Origin of the sequence: Janthinobacterium sp. NFX145 (assembly GCF_049810325.1) — a bacterium.
In the GTDB taxonomy this organism is placed as follows: domain Bacteria; phylum Pseudomonadota; class Gammaproteobacteria; order Burkholderiales; family Burkholderiaceae_D; genus Janthinobacterium; species Janthinobacterium rivuli.
The window spans coordinates 2,330,823-2,345,727 of the sequence record NZ_CP187360.1 but is presented as its reverse complement, the minus strand read 5'-3'; the positions used below and the strand labels follow the sequence as shown (position 1 = coordinate 2,345,727).

The window sequence follows — 14,905 nt, the reverse complement described above, 5'->3', positions numbered from 1 at the left end:
ACTCCCAAAGCTTGGTAGTAGTTCGCGGTGTCATAACCGGTTTACCCTTTCTCTCTAACTGCATTCTGGTGGGCGGTGAGGAATTCGAATCCCCGACCCCTTGGATGTCGACCAAGTATTCTAACCAGCTGAACTAACCGCCCGTAAAACTTTTTTATCGATTACTGCATCAGCAATCGTCTTTAAAACCATCTACTGCCAAATTCTGGTGGGCGGTGAGGAATTCGAATCCCCGACCCCTTGGATGTCGACCAAGTATTCTAACCAGCTGAACTAACCGCCCCGAAGACCAGCATTATAGAGAGGCTTTCCCAGAATGACAAGGGCTGTTTTACAGGAAACTTTAATCAGTTCTCCGGGCGTCAGCTCCCTTTATATAGAGGGAGCCCGCAGCACCTTGAATGCCGCTAGAATCGCGACATGAACTCCACTATATTAGCCTGGCTGAAAACCCTGAGCCGCATCTGCGGTTTTGAAACGGCCGACTCCTTCCCGCCCAATCATCCCTACGCACGCACGCGGTGGGAAGCTGCGTATTTCGATATCGCCTCCGATGTGAAGCCTGACGAAATCGAACGGCGCATCTGCGCGGCCATCGCCAACACGCCGAGCGTCTTCGCCTACATCACCAATCCCACGCCACGCATGCAGCGCGCGCTGCTGAACGTGATCCACGACCGGCTGCGGCGCCAGCCCGGCACGGGCGCCACGGACCTGGTCTTGTTATTGATCAATGCCTACGCCAGCGACCACATCACGGAAGCCGTGCCCGGCCTGCGCGCCCTGATCTATAACACGGAGCACGAAGACACGAATCTGCGCGTGCATGCGATCCTCGAGTTACTGGTCGGCACGCCACGGGGACTGGACGTCATCGATATGTAGATCAAACGTGATTGGCGGGAACATAACGCGCCCGCAAGCGCATGAATGGGGTTTCCACCAATGCATATAAAAGCCAGCCTGCGGCAATGCTGAGAATAATCATCACGAGGATCGCCGGCACGCTGTCCGGCCCGTAACCCCTATCCTGCAAGAGCGGGCGCAGCAGGATGCACAGCTGCTTGTGCAGCAAATAAATCGCATACGACCACAGCGCCAGGCTGGCCGCGCCCGGCACGCGCAGCTGATACAAGACACTGGCGGGGCTGAGCGCCGCGATCAGCAATAAAGTAAAACTGGCCGCCAGGGCCGGATAACCGAACACCGTCACCCAATAGCCATAGTGATCGTTGAGAAACACATAAAACATCAGCGCCGTACCAGCAATTCCCGCCAGCAAGGTGCGGTTGCCATAAGAGGTCAGACGCGACCAGGCTACCGGATGGTAGTTTTTCAGCAGCGCCAGCGCCACGCCCGCCACCAGCTCGTCGAAGCGGCACCACGACGCGTAATAAATATACTTGTAGTAGCCAAGGCCACCGCGCGGCACTTGCACATATTCATCCCACAGAGTCGCGCGCACCAGCATGCCGACGATAAAGCTGGCGGCCACGGCCAGCCACGCCCACAGCAGAGACCTGCGGCAAGCGGCGATCAGCAGCGCCACGGCCGGCAGCAGCACGTAGAACTGCTCTTCCACGCACAGCGACCAGGCATGCGAAAACGCCGTGCCCGGCGTCAGGTTGATGTTTTGCGTAAAGGTCAGGAATTTCCACAGAGGCAATAGTGCGCTATCGCCGCGAAACGCGGGCCACAGGTAATACAGGGCCAGCACGGCATAAAAACTGGGCAAGGTGCGCAGGAAGCGCCGCGCATAGAAACGCGGCAAGGAAAAGCCATGTTCGCTGCGCAAGGCCGCAAAGATCTGGTTGCCGATCAGATAGCCGCTGAGGGCAAAGAACAGGTCCACGCCTACCCAGCCGATTTCTCCCCAGAAACCAAACGCCCCGCCCTCGCTGACGAACAGCAAATAATGGTTCATGAAGACAAGCACGATGGCCAGCGCGCGCAAGGTATCGAGGCCATACAGGCGGGAAGAAGGTGAAGAGGACGACATGGATCTCGGCAAGGGAAAACAACGGTGGCGCCGATCATGCCACGCCACACGCTGCCATGGCCACATTTTTACAGGCGTCCACGGCGAATCCCGCTAAAATATGCCGACCCCGCTTTCCCTTCCAGCAACAGCATAGGATATGTCCAGCATGAGCAGCGCACTCCACTTCAAGTCCATCAACTACACGGGCCTGGGCAGCGGCCCGCGCCTGATCGTCACCGGCGCCGTGCACGGCAATGAAACCTGCGGCACCAAGGGTATTCAACGCGTGATGGCTGAACTCGACAGCGGCGCCCTCTCCATCGTGGCCGGCAGCGTCACCTTCGTGCCCATCACCAACCCGCTCGCTTACGCCAAGGGCGTGCGCAGCGGCGACCGCAACCTGAACCGCAATCTGTTCCCGAACGACAATCCACAGGATTTCGAAGACCGCATCGCCAACTGGCTGTGCCCGTTGCTGGGCCAGCACGACGTGCTGCTCGACTTGCACTCGTTCAATGCGGACAGTCAGCCTTTCGTCATGGTGGGTCCGCGCAACAACGATGGCCCGCTGCAACCATTTCAACATGAAGACAAGGAGCGCGCGCTGGCGCGCCGCCTGGGCGTGCGCCGCTTCGTCGATGGCTGGCTGCAAACGTATGGCGCCGGCGTGCAGCGCCGCCTGGGCAGCAGCGACCAGGTCGGCATGGTCTTGCGCTATGGCGTGGGCACCACCGAATACATGCGCTCGACGGGCGGCTACGCCCTGACCCTGGAATGCGGCCAGCACGCGGACCCGGCCGCGCCGGATGTGGCCTACCGCGCCATCATGAACACCCTCGCCTTCCTCGGTTTCATTGACGCGCCGCAGCCGAATCCGATCGCCGATGCCGACATGGAAGCGCTGAACATGGTCGTCGTGCACGACAAGCTCGATGCGGGCGACCGCTTCATCAGGACCTGGTCCAGCTTTGACAAGGTGCAACAGGGCGACCAGATCGGCGTGCGCGCGGACGGCACGCCCGTGACGGCCGAATTCGACGCCTACATCCTGTTCCCGGACGTCAACGCGCAAGCCAATGCCGAGTGGTATTACCTGGCGCGGGTGGCCAGCAGCTTTTGATTAATGCCCGACGGACTTGGAAAACAAGTTAATCACGAGCACGCCGGCAATGATCAGCCCCAGGCCGATCAGGGCCGGCGTGTCGAGGCTTTGCTTGAACCAGAACCAGCCGACGGCGGAAATGAGCACGATGCCCACGCCGGACCAGATTGCGTAGACAATACCGGTAGGAATGACCTTCAAGGTCAAGGACAAGCACCAGAAGGCGATGCTGTAGCCGACCACGGTGATGACGCTGGGCCACAAGCGGCTGAAACCCTCGGACGCCTTCAAGGCGCTGGTGGCGATCACTTCGGCAATGATGGCGATGCCCAGGTAGAAATACGTCATGGCAAGACTCATACTGGCATCCTTTATTGAGGGCTGAGCAATTTCAAGCCCAGGATCCCGGACACGATCAGGGCGATGCAGGCAATGCGCGCGGCGCTGGCCGGTTCGCCCAGCACCATGATGCCGAAGATGGCCGTGCCGACGGTACCGATGCCCGTCCAGATGGCGTAGGCCGTGCCCAGCGGCAAGGTGCGCAGGGCCAAACCCAGCATCACCACGCTGCCCAGCATGGAAATGGCGGTCAATACGGATGGCACGAGGCGGGTAAAGCCGGCACTGTATTTGAGGCCAATGGCCCAGCCGATTTCCAGCAAGCCCGCCAATACCAGAATGATCCACGCCATACTTTTCTCCCGAGGCGGCAGGGTCGTCCCCACCATACAGCCCCCACATCGAGCGGGGTCGTCCCCACAGGAGCAAAGGCAAAAGTATACCATTGGGTGAAAAATCTTGCCGCCAGCACATTTTTTCTAGTGCGGCCGCTCCAGTCGAAAATTGCCAAAAAACATGCTAATGGCAGCATAATTGCTGCATCCATTCACTCTCGGGAACAATGATGCTACTTCTGGCCCAAATCCTTACCGCCCTTATCCTGCTGCTGCACGTCTACATCGTGCTGCTGGAAACCGTCTTGTTCGATGCGCGCGGACGCAAGGTGTTTGGCCTGTCCAAGGAAAAAGCGGAGATCGTGCGTCCCGCCATGTCGAACCAGGGTTGCTACAACGGTTTTCTCGTCGCGGCGCTGGCGCTGGGCTTTTTTCACCCGGACGCGGCGATTGCCCATGCGTTCACCGTGTTCGGCCTGGCGTGCATCGCCGTGGCCGGCGTGTGGGGCGCGGCCACCGTCATGACGCGCATCCTCTACCTGCAAACCGTGCCTGCCGTCATCGCCTTGCTGCTGTTCCACTTCGCCTGATCCCTGCCGGGGCGGCCAGCCGGCCGCCCTGCCTCGCTCCGCTCCGTGCTGCCTGCGCATACCCCAAATGGGTGATGTTTCCAAAAAACATGCCCGATACAATTCCTTGTAGCAATAAAAAAGATACCACCAGACACATGGTGGCAAGTCACAGTCCACAGGGGAAATCATGCAAGCACATCCAACCACCTTTGCCGCCACTCTGCTCGGCTGCCTCATGCTGTCCGCCTGCGGTGGCGGCGGCAGCGACGGCACCAGCTCGGGCAGCGGCTCCACCAGTGCCAGCGGCGGCACTTCGTCAACCTGCCAGTACAGCAATCTGATCAGTGATACGGAGCGCAAGCAGGCCAGCGCCTGCGGCATCCAGGTATCGGGCAACTATGCCCAGGCAGACTCGGGGTACGATAGCCTCGTGGCCGCCTGCAAGCAGGGAGACAAAGCCAAGGCCGATGCCTACTACAGCGGCACGTACCAGAAAATGGTCGACTATGCGCGCTCCGTAAGCAAGGACCTCGGTTGCGGGCAAAACAATGGCCCCACCTTGCCCAACAACACCACGGCCAGCAATTACAATTTCTGTGTCAAAAGCACCAGCGTCAATGGTAAGCTCAGCTATGAAGGTGCTTGCTACGGCCCCGTCAAATCGGGCGAAGGCGGCTGCGGCAGCGGCTATAGCTATATCAGCCAGTACGCCAGCCTCAGCACGTGCACCTCCGGCGGCAAAAGCTGGCTGGAATCGCGCTAGGGAAGTCGGGCGGCCGAGGCCAAGGCCGCCCGAGATATGTCTTGTCCACCGCTTGCCGCATGAGGATTGCCCATGACGCCATCGCTCGCCGTCGCCAGCCAGGCGCTGATTACCCTGATCTACGAAGCGGCCACGCAGCATGGCGCCTGGTCGCAATTCCTCGCCGCCTTTGCGCAACAACTGAAATCGCACGCGGGTCTGATCTGGGCCAATGATTTCAGCAACCGCTCGGTCGACGTCCAGCTGCCGGGCAGCGGCCTGTCCGCCACGTATGGCTTCGAATCGGATGCCATGGCCAGCTTTGCCAGCTATTACGGCGCGCGCAATGTCTGGCTGGAAGACGCCACCCTGCACCGCGAAGGCGCCGTCGTCACCGGCTCCATGCTGTTTCCCGACCATTGCCTGAAAAAAACCGAATACTGGACGGACTGGCTGCGCCCGCAAGACATCTTTTATACGGCGGCGGCCATCGTCGAATTGCGCGCCGAGCGCTCCACCAACGTCACCGTGGTGCGCCGCGAACGGGCGGGCGCCTACGAGGCGGGCGAGCTGGTGCTGATCCGCAGCCTGATGCCCCATTTGCAGACGGCCTTTGCCCTGCAGCGCAAGCTGCGCCGGCTGGAAGTGCTGTCGCAGAGCTCCACCCAGGTGCTGGAATTGCTGCCGTTTGGCGTGCTGTTGCTCGACGCCACGTCGCAATTGCTCTACGCCAACGAGCGGGCGCTGGCCATGACGGCTTCGACGCGGCTGCTGCAACTGCGCGAAGGCGCGCCCCTGTATTGCCCGCGCGAAGCGGACAACGGCGCGCTGCGGCGCATGCTGCACGAGGCGGCCCAAACGGGTACGACGGCGGCAGGCGGCCCCGGCGGCGTACTCAACCTGAATGGCTTGACGGGCGAACAGCTGCGCCTGCGCGTCACGCCCCTGCCCTCCTGGCACAGCCCGTTCGGCTCGGCCAGCGCCATCGCCGTCTTCCTCAGCGACAGCAGCGACTTGATCACCTCCCTGGCCGCCACCCTGCGCAATTTCTATGGCATGACGGTGGCCGAGGCGCGCCTGACGGAAGCGCTCGTCAACGGCTACTCCCTGCAGGAATACGCCGAGCGCCAGCGTATTTCCATCCACACGGCGCGCACGCAGATCAAGAGCGCCACCGCCAAGGCCGGCGCCCAGCGCCAGGTGGACCTGGTGCGCATCGTGTTGACGGGCCCGGCCGTGCTGCAGCGCAACCCCCTTGCCGCCTGAACCCTTCAACAACGCGCGTCGCCAGCACGCTTTTCATTTATATCGTAGAATCACGATATTAGAATTTAGGAAAAACGATATATACATCGCTGAAAAGCGAATTATGTATTGAGGAGAAACAACATGGATATCGACGCCATCCACAAGGCGCTGGCCAATCCGGTGCGCCGGCAGATTTTGCAATGGCTGAAGGAGCCGGAACAGTATTTCCAGGAGCAGGACCACCCACTGCACCTGGGCGTGTGCGCCGGCCTGATCGACCGGCGCCTGAACCTGTCGCAATCGACGGTGTCGGCGCACCTGGCCAGCCTGCAGAAGGCGGGCCTGATTTCAGCCACCAAGGTGGGCCAATGGAGCTTCTTCAGCCGCAATGAAGACACTATCCAGGCCTTTCTCGACCACATGCAGCAAGGTTTGTAACAGCATCCACATCGCCGCGCGCGGCACTCTCGACAGGAAAGACAACAATCATGGCAACTTTATTCGACCCCATCACCATCGGCAGCCTGCACCTGAAAAACCGCATCATCATGGCGCCGCTGACGCGTTCGCGCGCCGGCAATCCGGGCCGCGTGCCCAACGCCTTGATGGCCGAGTACTACACGCAGCGCGCTTCGGCCGGCATGATCATCTCGGAAGCGACGGCCGTCACGCCGCAGGGCGTGGGCTACGCCGACACGCCGGGCATCTGGTCCGAGGAACAGGTGGAAGGCTGGAAACACATCACCGATGCCGTGCATGACGCGGGCGGCCTGATCGTGCTGCAACTGTGGCATGTGGGCCGCATTTCCGCGCCCGTCTTCCTCGATGGCGACTTGCCCGTGGCGCCCAGCGCCGTCAAGCCTGCCGGTCATGTGAGCCTGCTGCGCCCGAAACAGGAATTCGTCACGCCGCGCGCGCTGGATACGGAAGAGATTCCCGGCATCGTCGCGGCCTACCGCCTGGGCGCCGAAAATGCGAAAAAAGCCGGCTTCGACGGCGTGGAAATCCACGGCGCGAATGGCTATCTGCTCGATCAGTTCCTGCAAGACAGCACCAACTTGCGCACCGACAACTACGGCGGCTCGATAGAAAACCGCGCCCGTTTGATGCTGGAAGTGACGGACGCGTGCATCGAAGTATGGGGCGCGGACAAGGTCGGCATGCACCTGGCACCGCGCCGCGATGCGCACGACATGGGCGATTCCGATCCGCGCGCCACCTTCGGCTATGTGGCGCGCGAGCTGGGCAAGCGCGGCATCGCTTTCATCTGCGCCCGTGAAGCGCTGGGCGAGGACCGCCTGGGTCCGTACCTGAAGCAGGAATTTGGCGGCGTCTATATTGCCAACGAGAAAATGGACAAGGCAGCGGCCGAAACCCTGCTGGCCAAAGGCGAAGCCGATGCCGTGGCCTTTGGCTTGTGGTTCATCGCCAATCCCGACCTGCCCATCCGCCTGCACAGCGACGCGCCCTTGAATCCGCTGAACCCGGACACCCTGTACGCGCCCGATGCTGCTGGCTACACGGACTACCCGGCACTGGCGGCACTCGCCTGACCGGTACCCTGAAAGCCCCGTGAACGGCATGGGGCTGCTCATCTCCCCACTGGCGGCGGACGCAACGACACCAGCGCACTGACTGCGTGATGATCGCAGCGCCCGTCGCTTTATTGACGCCGCCGCTTCCCAACCTTCAGCGCCATCGGCGCCGTGCCGGCCTGGCCGGACGACGCGCTTTTACGCTGCTGAAGACCCGGCGTATCACCTCGACCGGTACCGAGTGCTCGCGCAAATAGGCTGTCGCCACCGTGCGCCCCAGGGTGTGATGGAAAGCAACGCCCCGCTCGACGAGCTCGGCCATCACTTTGTCCGTTCGCACCTTCTCTCCATTTACATCGTCGATACTGTTTTTCATGCCATGGCTCCCTGTCGCGTGGATCAACACTGCATCAAGTTTTGACCACATCGCGCGCATTTAGTGCCCGACACAGCGGCAAAGCCTCGTTAAAATAGCGACAGCAAGCGCCCCGACACCGCATGGATAGCGGCCTCGGCTGCTTGTCGCCATCGCCAGCCCCGTATAGAATGCCTGCGCAGAATTTTGCTTCAAGGAAAATGGCCACCAGCGCCATCCGATCAAGAACAGTGTCACTGAAGGGTATCAATGGACGATTTATTTGTACAAGCGGGCGACTTGCCGACCTGGCGCCAGCGTAGTGCGCTGCGCGTGCTGCAGCTGTTTGGCTGGCGCCTGCGCTTTCGCCCCCTGCCGGGGCCGCGCGGCATCGCCGTCGTCTACCCGCACACGTCCAACTGGGATTTCATGGTGGGCCTGTTCGGTAAATGGGCGCTGTCGCTGCCCTTCCGCTGGCTGGCCAAGGATACCCTGTTCCGCGGCCCCATGGGCAAGGTGCTGCGCTATCTGGGCGGCGAACCCGTCGACCGCAGCACCACCAGCGGCACGATACAGCGCCAGGCGGAACGCATGCTGGCCGCCGACTGGTACTGGCTGGCCATCACGCCGGAAGCAACGCGCAGCTACCGCCCGAACTGGAAGAGCGGCTTTTATCACCTGGCCGTAGCCGCCAAGGTACCCTTGCTGCTGGTCTACATCGACTACCCGAACAAGGTGCTGGGCGTCGTCGACCATTTGTATCTGACGGGCGACAAGGAGGCCGACATGGCCGCCATCGCCGCCGTGTATGCGGGCCACCAGGGCTTGCATCCTGAAAAAGCGGCGCCCATCGTGCTGTCCGACAAGCGCCCCGGCGCTTAAACGATTAAGCGACTCCCATCAGCACCACGCCGGCGGCCGTCAAGGCCACGCCGGCCACACGCAGCATGCGCTCGGCCAGCACCTGGCCGATGAAACGTCCCGCGCACAGCAGAATAGCCGAAGCCAGCATGAAGCCGCAGGCGGCCGAGGCGGCCGGCAATTCCTGGCCATGCGCATTGCCATGCGCCAAGGCGAACAGGCCCACCAGTCCCATGCCGAGCCAGTTCGGCAAGGCCAGCGCCAGCGCGATGGCCAGTCCCACCAGCGCCACCGTGGCAGCGATGCCCGTTTCCAGCCCCGGCACCGTCAATCCGACCATGCCGGCCAGCGCGCCAAGCAGCATCATGCCGAGAAAAGTGGCGGGCTGCGCAAGCCCGCGACGCTGCTGGCCGCCCCAAATGCCCACGCCCAGCATGGCCAGCAAATGGTCGATGCCCGTAAACGGATGGGCGAAACCGGCCAGGAAGCCCATGCTCTCGCCATGGCCGGGGTGGGCCATGGCGGGCATGGCCAGCAGGCACAGGGCCGCCACGGCGGCCGTTTTTGTCATCAGTCTTGCAGTCATTGCAGCTCCTTGCCTGGTTGATCGAGCAAACCTTGCTCACGGATAAAATCGATGACGACCTGCACGCCGTCGCCGCTGCGCAGGTTGGTAAATACGAAGGGGCGTTCGCCGCGCATGCGTTTGGCGTCCTGCGCCATGATGTCCAGGTTGGCGCCCACGTATGGCGCCAGGTCCGTCTTGTTAATGATCAACAAGTCGGAGCGCGTGATGCCGGGCCCGCCCTTGCGCGGGATTTTTTCGCCACCGGCCACGTCAATCACGTAAATCGTCAGGTCCGACAATTCCGGACTGAAGGTGGCGGCCAAATTATCTCCGCCCGATTCGACGAGGATCAAATCAAGGTTGGGAAAATCTGCCTGCATGCGCGCAATGGCTTCCAGGTTGATCGACGCGTCTTCGCGGATCGCCGTGTGCGGGCAGCCGCCCGTTTCTACGCCCATCAGGCGCTCGGCCGGCAAGGCATCGGCGCGCAGCAGGATTTCCATGTCTTCCTTGGTATAGATGTCGTTCGTGATGACGGCCATGTCGTAGCGCTCGCGCATGCCCTTGCACAGCATTTCGCACAGGGCCGTCTTGCCCGAGCCGACGGGCCCGCCGATGCCCACGCGCAGCGGATTGGAAGTGATCGAAGTCATAGTATGGTCTCTCGTTGTTGTGTTCAGGAACGGTACAGGCGGCTGTACTGCACTTCGTGGCGCATCGACAGCAGCGACAGGCCCGGCGCCCAGTTGCCCATCTCGTCGTCTGGTAAGGTTTGCGCCGTCAGCGCCGCCGCCTCCAGATCCGGACGCAGCGACAGCAGCAGGCGCTGGCCCGCCACCTGTCCCAGCGGCACGGATTTCACGCAGACGAGCACCTGGTTTTCCGCCCAGGCGAACAGCATCGCCAGCAGCGCCTCTTCGCGGGGAATGGCCAGCGCCGCCACGGCGCAGGCATACGCGGTAGGCAAGGCCACTTCGGGCTGGCCCTGCAGCATGTCGATCAGCACGCCATCGGCCACGCCCAGTTCGGCCAGCAGCTTGGTCAAGGAATAGCCCATCTGGATGGTCTCGGCGCGAAATTCCGCCGTGTCGCGCGACGCGATGAAACGCTCGCTCCAGCGCTGCACGGCGCACAAGTCCTGTTCCTCGAATGCCTGCATCAGCCGCCAGCACAGCGGTGCTTCCCAGCGCGCCACCACCTGCGCCAGATGCTCGGCAATCCAGCTACGCGCCGTGGCCGCGTCGCTCACCAGGCCGGATTCGAGCGCCGCTTCCAGACCCTGCGAATAACTGTAGGCGCCGATCGGCAGGGCCGGACTGGCGAACTGCAGCAGGTGCAGCAGGGCCGACGCCTGCATCATGCAGCGCCTGGCGCATCGCCGGGACGGTGGATTTTCTGCCGCAGCGGCACGGGCGCCAGCAAGTGCTGGCCGTGGCCGTCGTGGTGGCCATGGCCGCCGCCATACGCGCCTGCCTCCGGCTCGAACGGCGCGCTTTCTTCCGTCACGCTCGCCTGCAAGCCTTCCAGCATCTCCTTCAGTACCACGTCCTTGCGGATGCGCAAAAAGCCATCGCCCACCTGCGCCTGCGTGTGGCGGTTCCCCAGATGAAAAGCGCAGCGCAGCAGGGTATGCGCGTCAAGGCAGCGCACCAGGTAAGTCGGCTCGCGCGCGGCGACGATCTGCACCACCTGTCCTTCCGGCCCCGTCATGCGCTCGCCATCGCGCAGCACCGTGCCGCGCACGGTGAATACGGCCACGTCGTCGCCATTCGACAGCACGGCGCGCAGCCGGCATTTTTCGCGCTGGTCATAGGGCAGCACAAGTTGGGCAACGGCGGCGCGATTATCGTCGGGACCTAATTTGGTATGCAAAGTCAGCATGCTTGTCTCCTGCTTAAAATAGAAAATAGCGCTGCGCCATCGGCAGCACGGCGGCCGCCTCGCACACGAGCAGCTGGCCGTCGGCGCGCACGGCGTAGGTTTCCGGGTCCACTTCCATGTGCGGCGTGGCGCTGTTGTGGATCATGTCGTGCTTGCGCAAGCCGCGCATGTTCTTCACGGCGATGACGGATTTATTCAGTTTCAGCTGATGCCCGATATCGAGGTCGTAGGCCGCCTGCGAGACAAACGTAAACGACTTTTTCAGGCCGCCGCCGAAGGCGCCGAACATCATGCGGTAGTGCACGGGCTGCGGCGTGGGAATCGACGCGTTCGGGTCGCCCATCTGCGCGGCCGCGATCATGCCGCCCTTTAAAATCATCGACGGCTTGACGCCGAAAAAGGCCGGCTTCCACAGCACGATGTCGGCGATCTTGCCCGCCTCGATGGAGCCCACCACGTGCGAAATCCCGTGCGTGATGGCCGGGTTGATCGTGTACTTGGCGATGTAGCGCTTGGCGCGGAAATTGTCGCTGCGCGCCGTGTCGGGCGCCAGCGGTCCCCGCTGCACCTTCATTTTGTGCGCCGTCTGCCAGGTGCGCATGATCACCTCGCCCACTCTCCCCATCGCTTGCGAGTCGGACGACATCATCGAGATGGCGCCGATGTCGTGCAGGATGTCTTCCGCGGCGATGGTTTCGCGGCGGATGCGCGACTCGGCAAACGCCACGTCCTCGGCAATGGCCGGGTCCAGGTGGTGGCACACCATCAGCATGTCCAGGTGCTCGTCGAGCGTGTTGACGGTGAATGGTCGCGTCGGGTTGGTCGACGAGGGCAGCACGTTGGCTTGCCCCACGGCGGCGATGATGTCGGGCGCATGGCCGCCGCCCGCCCCTTCCGTGTGAAACGTGTGGATGGTGCGGTCCTTGAAGGCGGCCAGCGTGTGCTCAAGGAAGCCGCCCTCGTTGAGGGTATCGCTGTGCAGCGCCACCTGGATATCCATGCGGTCGGCCACCGACAGGCAATTGTCGATGGCGGCCGGTGTGCTGCCCCAGTCTTCGTGCAGTTTCAGGCCGATGGCGCCCGCGCGCACCTGCTCTTCCAGTGGCAGCGGCAGGCTCACATTACCCTTGCCCATGAAGCCCAGGTTCATCGGGAAGGCGTCGGCAGCCGCCAGCATGGCGTGCAAGTGCCACGGCCCCGGCGTGCAGGTGGTGGCGGCCGTGCCCACTGCCGGTCCCGTGCCGCCGCCCAGCATGGTGGTCACGCCGCTCATCAGGGCTTCCTCGATCTGCTGCGGGCAGATGAAGTGAATGTGGGTGTCGACGCCGCCGGCCGTGACGATCAGGCCTTCGCCGGCGATGATTTCCGTGGCGCCGCCGATGGCCAGGGTGACGCCGGGCTGGATGTCCGGATTGCCCGCCTTGCCGATGCCGAAGATCAGGCCGTTTTTCAGACCGATGTCGGCTTTGACGATGCCCCAGTGGTCGAGGATGACGGCATTCGTGATGACGGTGTCCATCACATCGGCCGCACAGCGCTGCGACTGGCCCATGCCGTCGCGGATCACCTTGCCGCCGCCGAATTTCACTTCTTCGCCGTAGATCGCATAGTCATGCTCGATCTCGATGAACAGTTCCGTGTCGGCCAGGCGGATGCGGTCGCCCCTGGTGGGGCCGAACATTTCGGCATACGCGCTGCGGGGAATGCTGGCCATCTCAATCCTTTCCCGGTGGAGTGTCTTGCAGTTCGCCCATCACTGCGCCATTGAAGCCGTAGACCTTGCGCTCGCCCGCCAGCGCCACCAGTTCCACCGTGCGCTGCTGGCCCGGCTCGAAGCGCACGGCGGTGCCGGCCGTGATATTGAGGCGCATGCCGTAGGCGCGCCAGCGCTCGAAGGCCAGCGCCGGGTTGACTTCAAAAAAGTGGAAGTGCGAGCCGACCTGGATCGGCCGGTCGCCCCGGTTGGCCACCAACACGGTGGCCGTGGTGCGCCCGGCATTCAAGCTGATTTCGCCTTCTTCCAATTGGTATTCGCCTGGGGTCATGAGGGGCTCCTTCTCAAAAGACTACGGTATCGGGTGGTGCACGGTCACCAGCTTGCTGCCATCGGGGAAGGTCGCTTCCACCTGAATGTCGGGGATCATCTCGGCGATGCCATCCATGACGTCGGCGCGCGACAGAATTTTTGTCCCGTCCGACATCAGCTGCGCCACCGACTTGCCATCGCGCGCGCCTTCCATGATGGCCGCGCTGATCAAGGCCACCGCTTCCGGATAGTTCAACTTCAAGCCGCGCGCCAGGCGACGTTCGGCCAGCAGCGCGGCCGTAAAAATGAGCAGCTTGTCTTTTTCGCGGGGAGTCAGGTCCATGTTTTTCCTTGTGCTTCTTTCCTGTTCAAGTGTTCCAGATGCGGGGCACGACGGCGTCGCGTCCCAGCATGGCGGGGCGCAGCAACTGCCAGGCGGCCAGCATGACGCGGCGTGCCGCCTCGCTGTCGCCGCACAGCAGGCGCACCACCACCAGTGACTTCATGTGCGTGGCGCCAAACGCGGCGCCGGCCGGCACGGCGATCTCGCGCACGGCCGCCAGCACGGCGGCAGAAACGGGCGTGCCGATGGCGATCAGGGTGGCGCACACGGTGTGTCCCCCCAGGCCCAGCGGGCTGGCCATCAGCGCGCCGCCGGCCGCCAGCACGCCCTGCTCCCACCACAGCAGCTTGCCGCCGCGGCGGATCCGCACCTGCTGGCTGATGCTGCCCGTATTGAAGATTTCGCCCGAGGCGCTGCGGCCCAGGCAGACGATGTCGCAGCCGATGTAGCTGGCGTCCGGCGCCAGCTCCACCTCGTGGCGCAGGCGCACGCAGGCCTGGTCGAAGAAGATGCTTTCCTGCGGCAGCCACTCGATGGCCGCGCCGCTGCCGGCGCGCAGCACGATGTGCTGGCCCGAGACATGGCCGTTGGCGCGGTACCATTTGGCGGCGCCCGGCGACGTGAGCAAGGCGTGTGCGCCCTCGCCCAGCGTGGCGTCGACGGCCAGCTGGTCGCCGCCCACGACGCCGCCCGGTGGATGAATGATGATGGCGTGGCAGACGGCGTCGCCTTCCGGATACAGGGGCTTTTGCACGCGCAGGGGGCCGCTGTGCGTGCGCTCGACGAGGCGGCTGACGCCATCGTGCAGCGCAAAGCCCAGGCGCAAATGCGCCTGCCAGGCGCTGTGGGCGCTGGCTGGTAAAGGCGTGACGGGACGGGTGCTGTCTGGCATGCGGGGCAATCGCGTAAATAAGCGATTACCTAAGCAGGATATATGCCAGCGTCAGGGGAAGGAAAAGTGAGAATCGTGCACCGCGCTGCAGCGGACGCACCGGCATGGTGCATCGGCCGCACCGC

The 14,905-nt window shown here is 63.0% G+C and carries 20 protein-coding genes and 2 tRNA genes; 8 read left to right on the top strand and 14 right to left on the bottom strand.

Annotation, left to right across the window (positions count from 1 at the left end; all coding sequences use genetic code 11):
• Positions 1 to 66: 66 nt before the first annotated feature.
• Both ACPJXG_RS10485 and ACPJXG_RS10480 read right to left on the bottom strand, forming a co-directional pair.
• Positions 67 to 143, bottom strand: a tRNA-Val gene (locus tag ACPJXG_RS10485).
• 63 nt (positions 144 to 206) lie between these two features.
• Positions 207 to 283: transfer RNA gene (locus ACPJXG_RS10480), tRNA-Val, on the bottom strand.
• A 137-nt stretch (positions 284 to 420) separates the two neighbouring features.
• Here ACPJXG_RS10480 and ACPJXG_RS10475 point away from each other — a divergent pair.
• Positions 421 to 885 (top strand): hypothetical protein, encoded by a 465-nt coding sequence (locus ACPJXG_RS10475; RefSeq protein ID WP_425254184.1) that lies wholly within the window; start codon positions 421 to 423, stop codon positions 883 to 885.
• A gap of 1 nt (position 886) precedes the next feature.
• Here ACPJXG_RS10475 and ACPJXG_RS10470 read toward each other — a convergent pair whose 3' ends face one another.
• The gene (locus ACPJXG_RS10470) at positions 887 to 1,999 is read right to left on the bottom strand and encodes an acyltransferase family protein (RefSeq protein ID WP_425254183.1); all 1,113 of its coding nucleotides are present in this window, start codon (positions 1,997 to 1,999) and stop codon (positions 887 to 889) included.
• A gap of 139 nt (positions 2,000 to 2,138) precedes the next feature.
• Here ACPJXG_RS10470 and ACPJXG_RS10465 point away from each other — a divergent pair, with 139 nt between their 5' ends.
• Positions 2,139 to 3,101 (top strand): succinylglutamate desuccinylase, encoded by a 963-nt coding sequence (locus ACPJXG_RS10465; RefSeq protein WP_425254182.1) that lies wholly within the window; start codon positions 2,139 to 2,141, stop codon positions 3,099 to 3,101.
• Here ACPJXG_RS10465 and ACPJXG_RS10460 read toward each other — a convergent pair whose 3' ends face one another.
• Together ACPJXG_RS10460 and sugE are read right to left on the bottom strand one after the other, a co-directional pair.
• Positions 3,102 to 3,431, bottom strand: a complete 330-nt coding sequence (locus ACPJXG_RS10460; protein WP_099400615.1) for an SMR family transporter — start codon at positions 3,429 to 3,431, stop codon at positions 3,102 to 3,104. It abuts the gene before it with no gap.
• Between the two features lie 23 nt (positions 3,432 to 3,454).
• Positions 3,455 to 3,775 (bottom strand): quaternary ammonium compound efflux SMR transporter SugE, encoded by a 321-nt coding sequence (gene sugE, locus ACPJXG_RS10455; RefSeq protein ID WP_034783172.1) that lies wholly within the window; start codon positions 3,773 to 3,775, stop codon positions 3,455 to 3,457.
• 209 nt (positions 3,776 to 3,984) lie between these two features.
• Between sugE and ACPJXG_RS10450 the strand changes: the two genes are divergently transcribed.
• The 5 genes from ACPJXG_RS10450 (at position 3,985) to ACPJXG_RS10430 (ending at position 7,872) form a co-directional block, all read left to right on the top strand.
• The gene (locus ACPJXG_RS10450) at positions 3,985 to 4,347 is read left to right on the top strand and encodes a DUF1304 domain-containing protein (protein WP_035819959.1); all 363 of its coding nucleotides are present in this window, start codon (positions 3,985 to 3,987) and stop codon (positions 4,345 to 4,347) included.
• A gap of 169 nt (positions 4,348 to 4,516) precedes the next feature.
• Positions 4,517 to 5,092 (top strand): hypothetical protein, encoded by a 576-nt coding sequence (locus ACPJXG_RS10445; protein ID WP_219306865.1) that lies wholly within the window; start codon positions 4,517 to 4,519, stop codon positions 5,090 to 5,092.
• A gap of 72 nt (positions 5,093 to 5,164) precedes the next feature.
• Positions 5,165 to 6,337 carry a helix-turn-helix transcriptional regulator gene (locus tag ACPJXG_RS10440; protein ID WP_425254181.1) on the top strand — a complete coding sequence of 391 codons (1,173 nt, stop codon included), beginning with the start codon at positions 5,165 to 5,167 and terminating at the stop codon, positions 6,335 to 6,337.
• Between the two features lie 123 nt (positions 6,338 to 6,460).
• Complete coding sequence (locus tag ACPJXG_RS10435; RefSeq protein ID WP_035819965.1) at positions 6,461 to 6,757, top strand: ArsR/SmtB family transcription factor; 297 nt, start codon at positions 6,461 to 6,463, stop codon at positions 6,755 to 6,757.
• Positions 6,758 to 6,807: 50 nt separating this feature from the next.
• Positions 6,808 to 7,872 (top strand): alkene reductase, encoded by a 1,065-nt coding sequence (locus ACPJXG_RS10430; RefSeq protein ID WP_425254180.1) that lies wholly within the window; start codon positions 6,808 to 6,810, stop codon positions 7,870 to 7,872.
• A gap of 136 nt (positions 7,873 to 8,008) precedes the next feature.
• On the opposite strand, the gene ACPJXG_RS10425 is transcribed toward ACPJXG_RS10430, so the two are convergent.
• A complete protein-coding gene (locus ACPJXG_RS10425; protein ID WP_425254179.1) occupies positions 8,009 to 8,230 on the bottom strand; it encodes a hypothetical protein in 222 nt (73 codons plus the stop codon).
• A gap of 249 nt (positions 8,231 to 8,479) precedes the next feature.
• Between ACPJXG_RS10425 and ACPJXG_RS10420 the strand changes: the two genes are divergently transcribed.
• Complete coding sequence (locus ACPJXG_RS10420) at positions 8,480 to 9,091, top strand: 1-acyl-sn-glycerol-3-phosphate acyltransferase (protein ID WP_425254178.1); 612 nt, start codon at positions 8,480 to 8,482, stop codon at positions 9,089 to 9,091.
• Positions 9,092 to 9,095: 4 nt separating this feature from the next.
• Here ACPJXG_RS10420 and ACPJXG_RS10415 read toward each other — a convergent pair whose 3' ends face one another.
• Genes ACPJXG_RS10415 through ACPJXG_RS10380 form a run of 8 tightly spaced genes read right to left on the bottom strand, consistent with a single transcriptional unit; the run spans position 9,096 to position 14,780 of the window.
• A complete protein-coding gene (locus ACPJXG_RS10415) occupies positions 9,096 to 9,656 on the bottom strand; it encodes a HupE/UreJ family protein (protein ID WP_425254177.1) in 561 nt (186 codons plus the stop codon).
• Positions 9,653 to 10,291 carry an urease accessory protein UreG gene (ureG, locus tag ACPJXG_RS10410; RefSeq protein ID WP_034783159.1) on the bottom strand — a complete coding sequence of 213 codons (639 nt, stop codon included), beginning with the start codon at positions 10,289 to 10,291 and terminating at the stop codon, positions 9,653 to 9,655. Before ureG ends, ACPJXG_RS10415 begins: the two co-directional genes overlap by 4 nt.
• 23 nt (positions 10,292 to 10,314) lie before the next feature.
• Positions 10,315 to 10,995: an urease accessory protein UreF gene (locus ACPJXG_RS10405; RefSeq protein WP_425254733.1), complete on the bottom strand. Its 681-nt coding sequence runs from the start codon at positions 10,993 to 10,995 to the stop codon at positions 10,315 to 10,317.
• A complete protein-coding gene (gene ureE / locus ACPJXG_RS10400; RefSeq protein WP_425254176.1) occupies positions 10,995 to 11,519 on the bottom strand; it encodes an urease accessory protein UreE in 525 nt (174 codons plus the stop codon). The genes ACPJXG_RS10405 and ureE overlap by 1 nt, the downstream gene beginning before the upstream one ends.
• Positions 11,520 to 11,532: 13 nt before the next feature.
• Positions 11,533 to 13,233, bottom strand: coding sequence for an urease subunit alpha (ureC, locus tag ACPJXG_RS10395; protein WP_425254175.1), 1,701 nt, complete (start codon positions 13,231 to 13,233; stop codon positions 11,533 to 11,535).
• 1 nt (position 13,234) lies between these two features.
• A complete protein-coding gene (locus ACPJXG_RS10390; RefSeq protein ID WP_425254174.1) occupies positions 13,235 to 13,564 on the bottom strand; it encodes an urease subunit beta in 330 nt (109 codons plus the stop codon).
• Positions 13,565 to 13,585: 21 nt separating this feature from the next.
• Complete coding sequence (locus ACPJXG_RS10385) at positions 13,586 to 13,888, bottom strand: urease subunit gamma (RefSeq protein WP_034751936.1); 303 nt, start codon at positions 13,886 to 13,888, stop codon at positions 13,586 to 13,588.
• 25 nt (positions 13,889 to 13,913) lie between these two features.
• Positions 13,914 to 14,780 carry an urease accessory protein UreD gene (locus ACPJXG_RS10380; protein ID WP_425254173.1) on the bottom strand — a complete coding sequence of 289 codons (867 nt, stop codon included), beginning with the start codon at positions 14,778 to 14,780 and terminating at the stop codon, positions 13,914 to 13,916.
• Positions 14,781 to 14,905 lie beyond the last annotated feature (125 nt).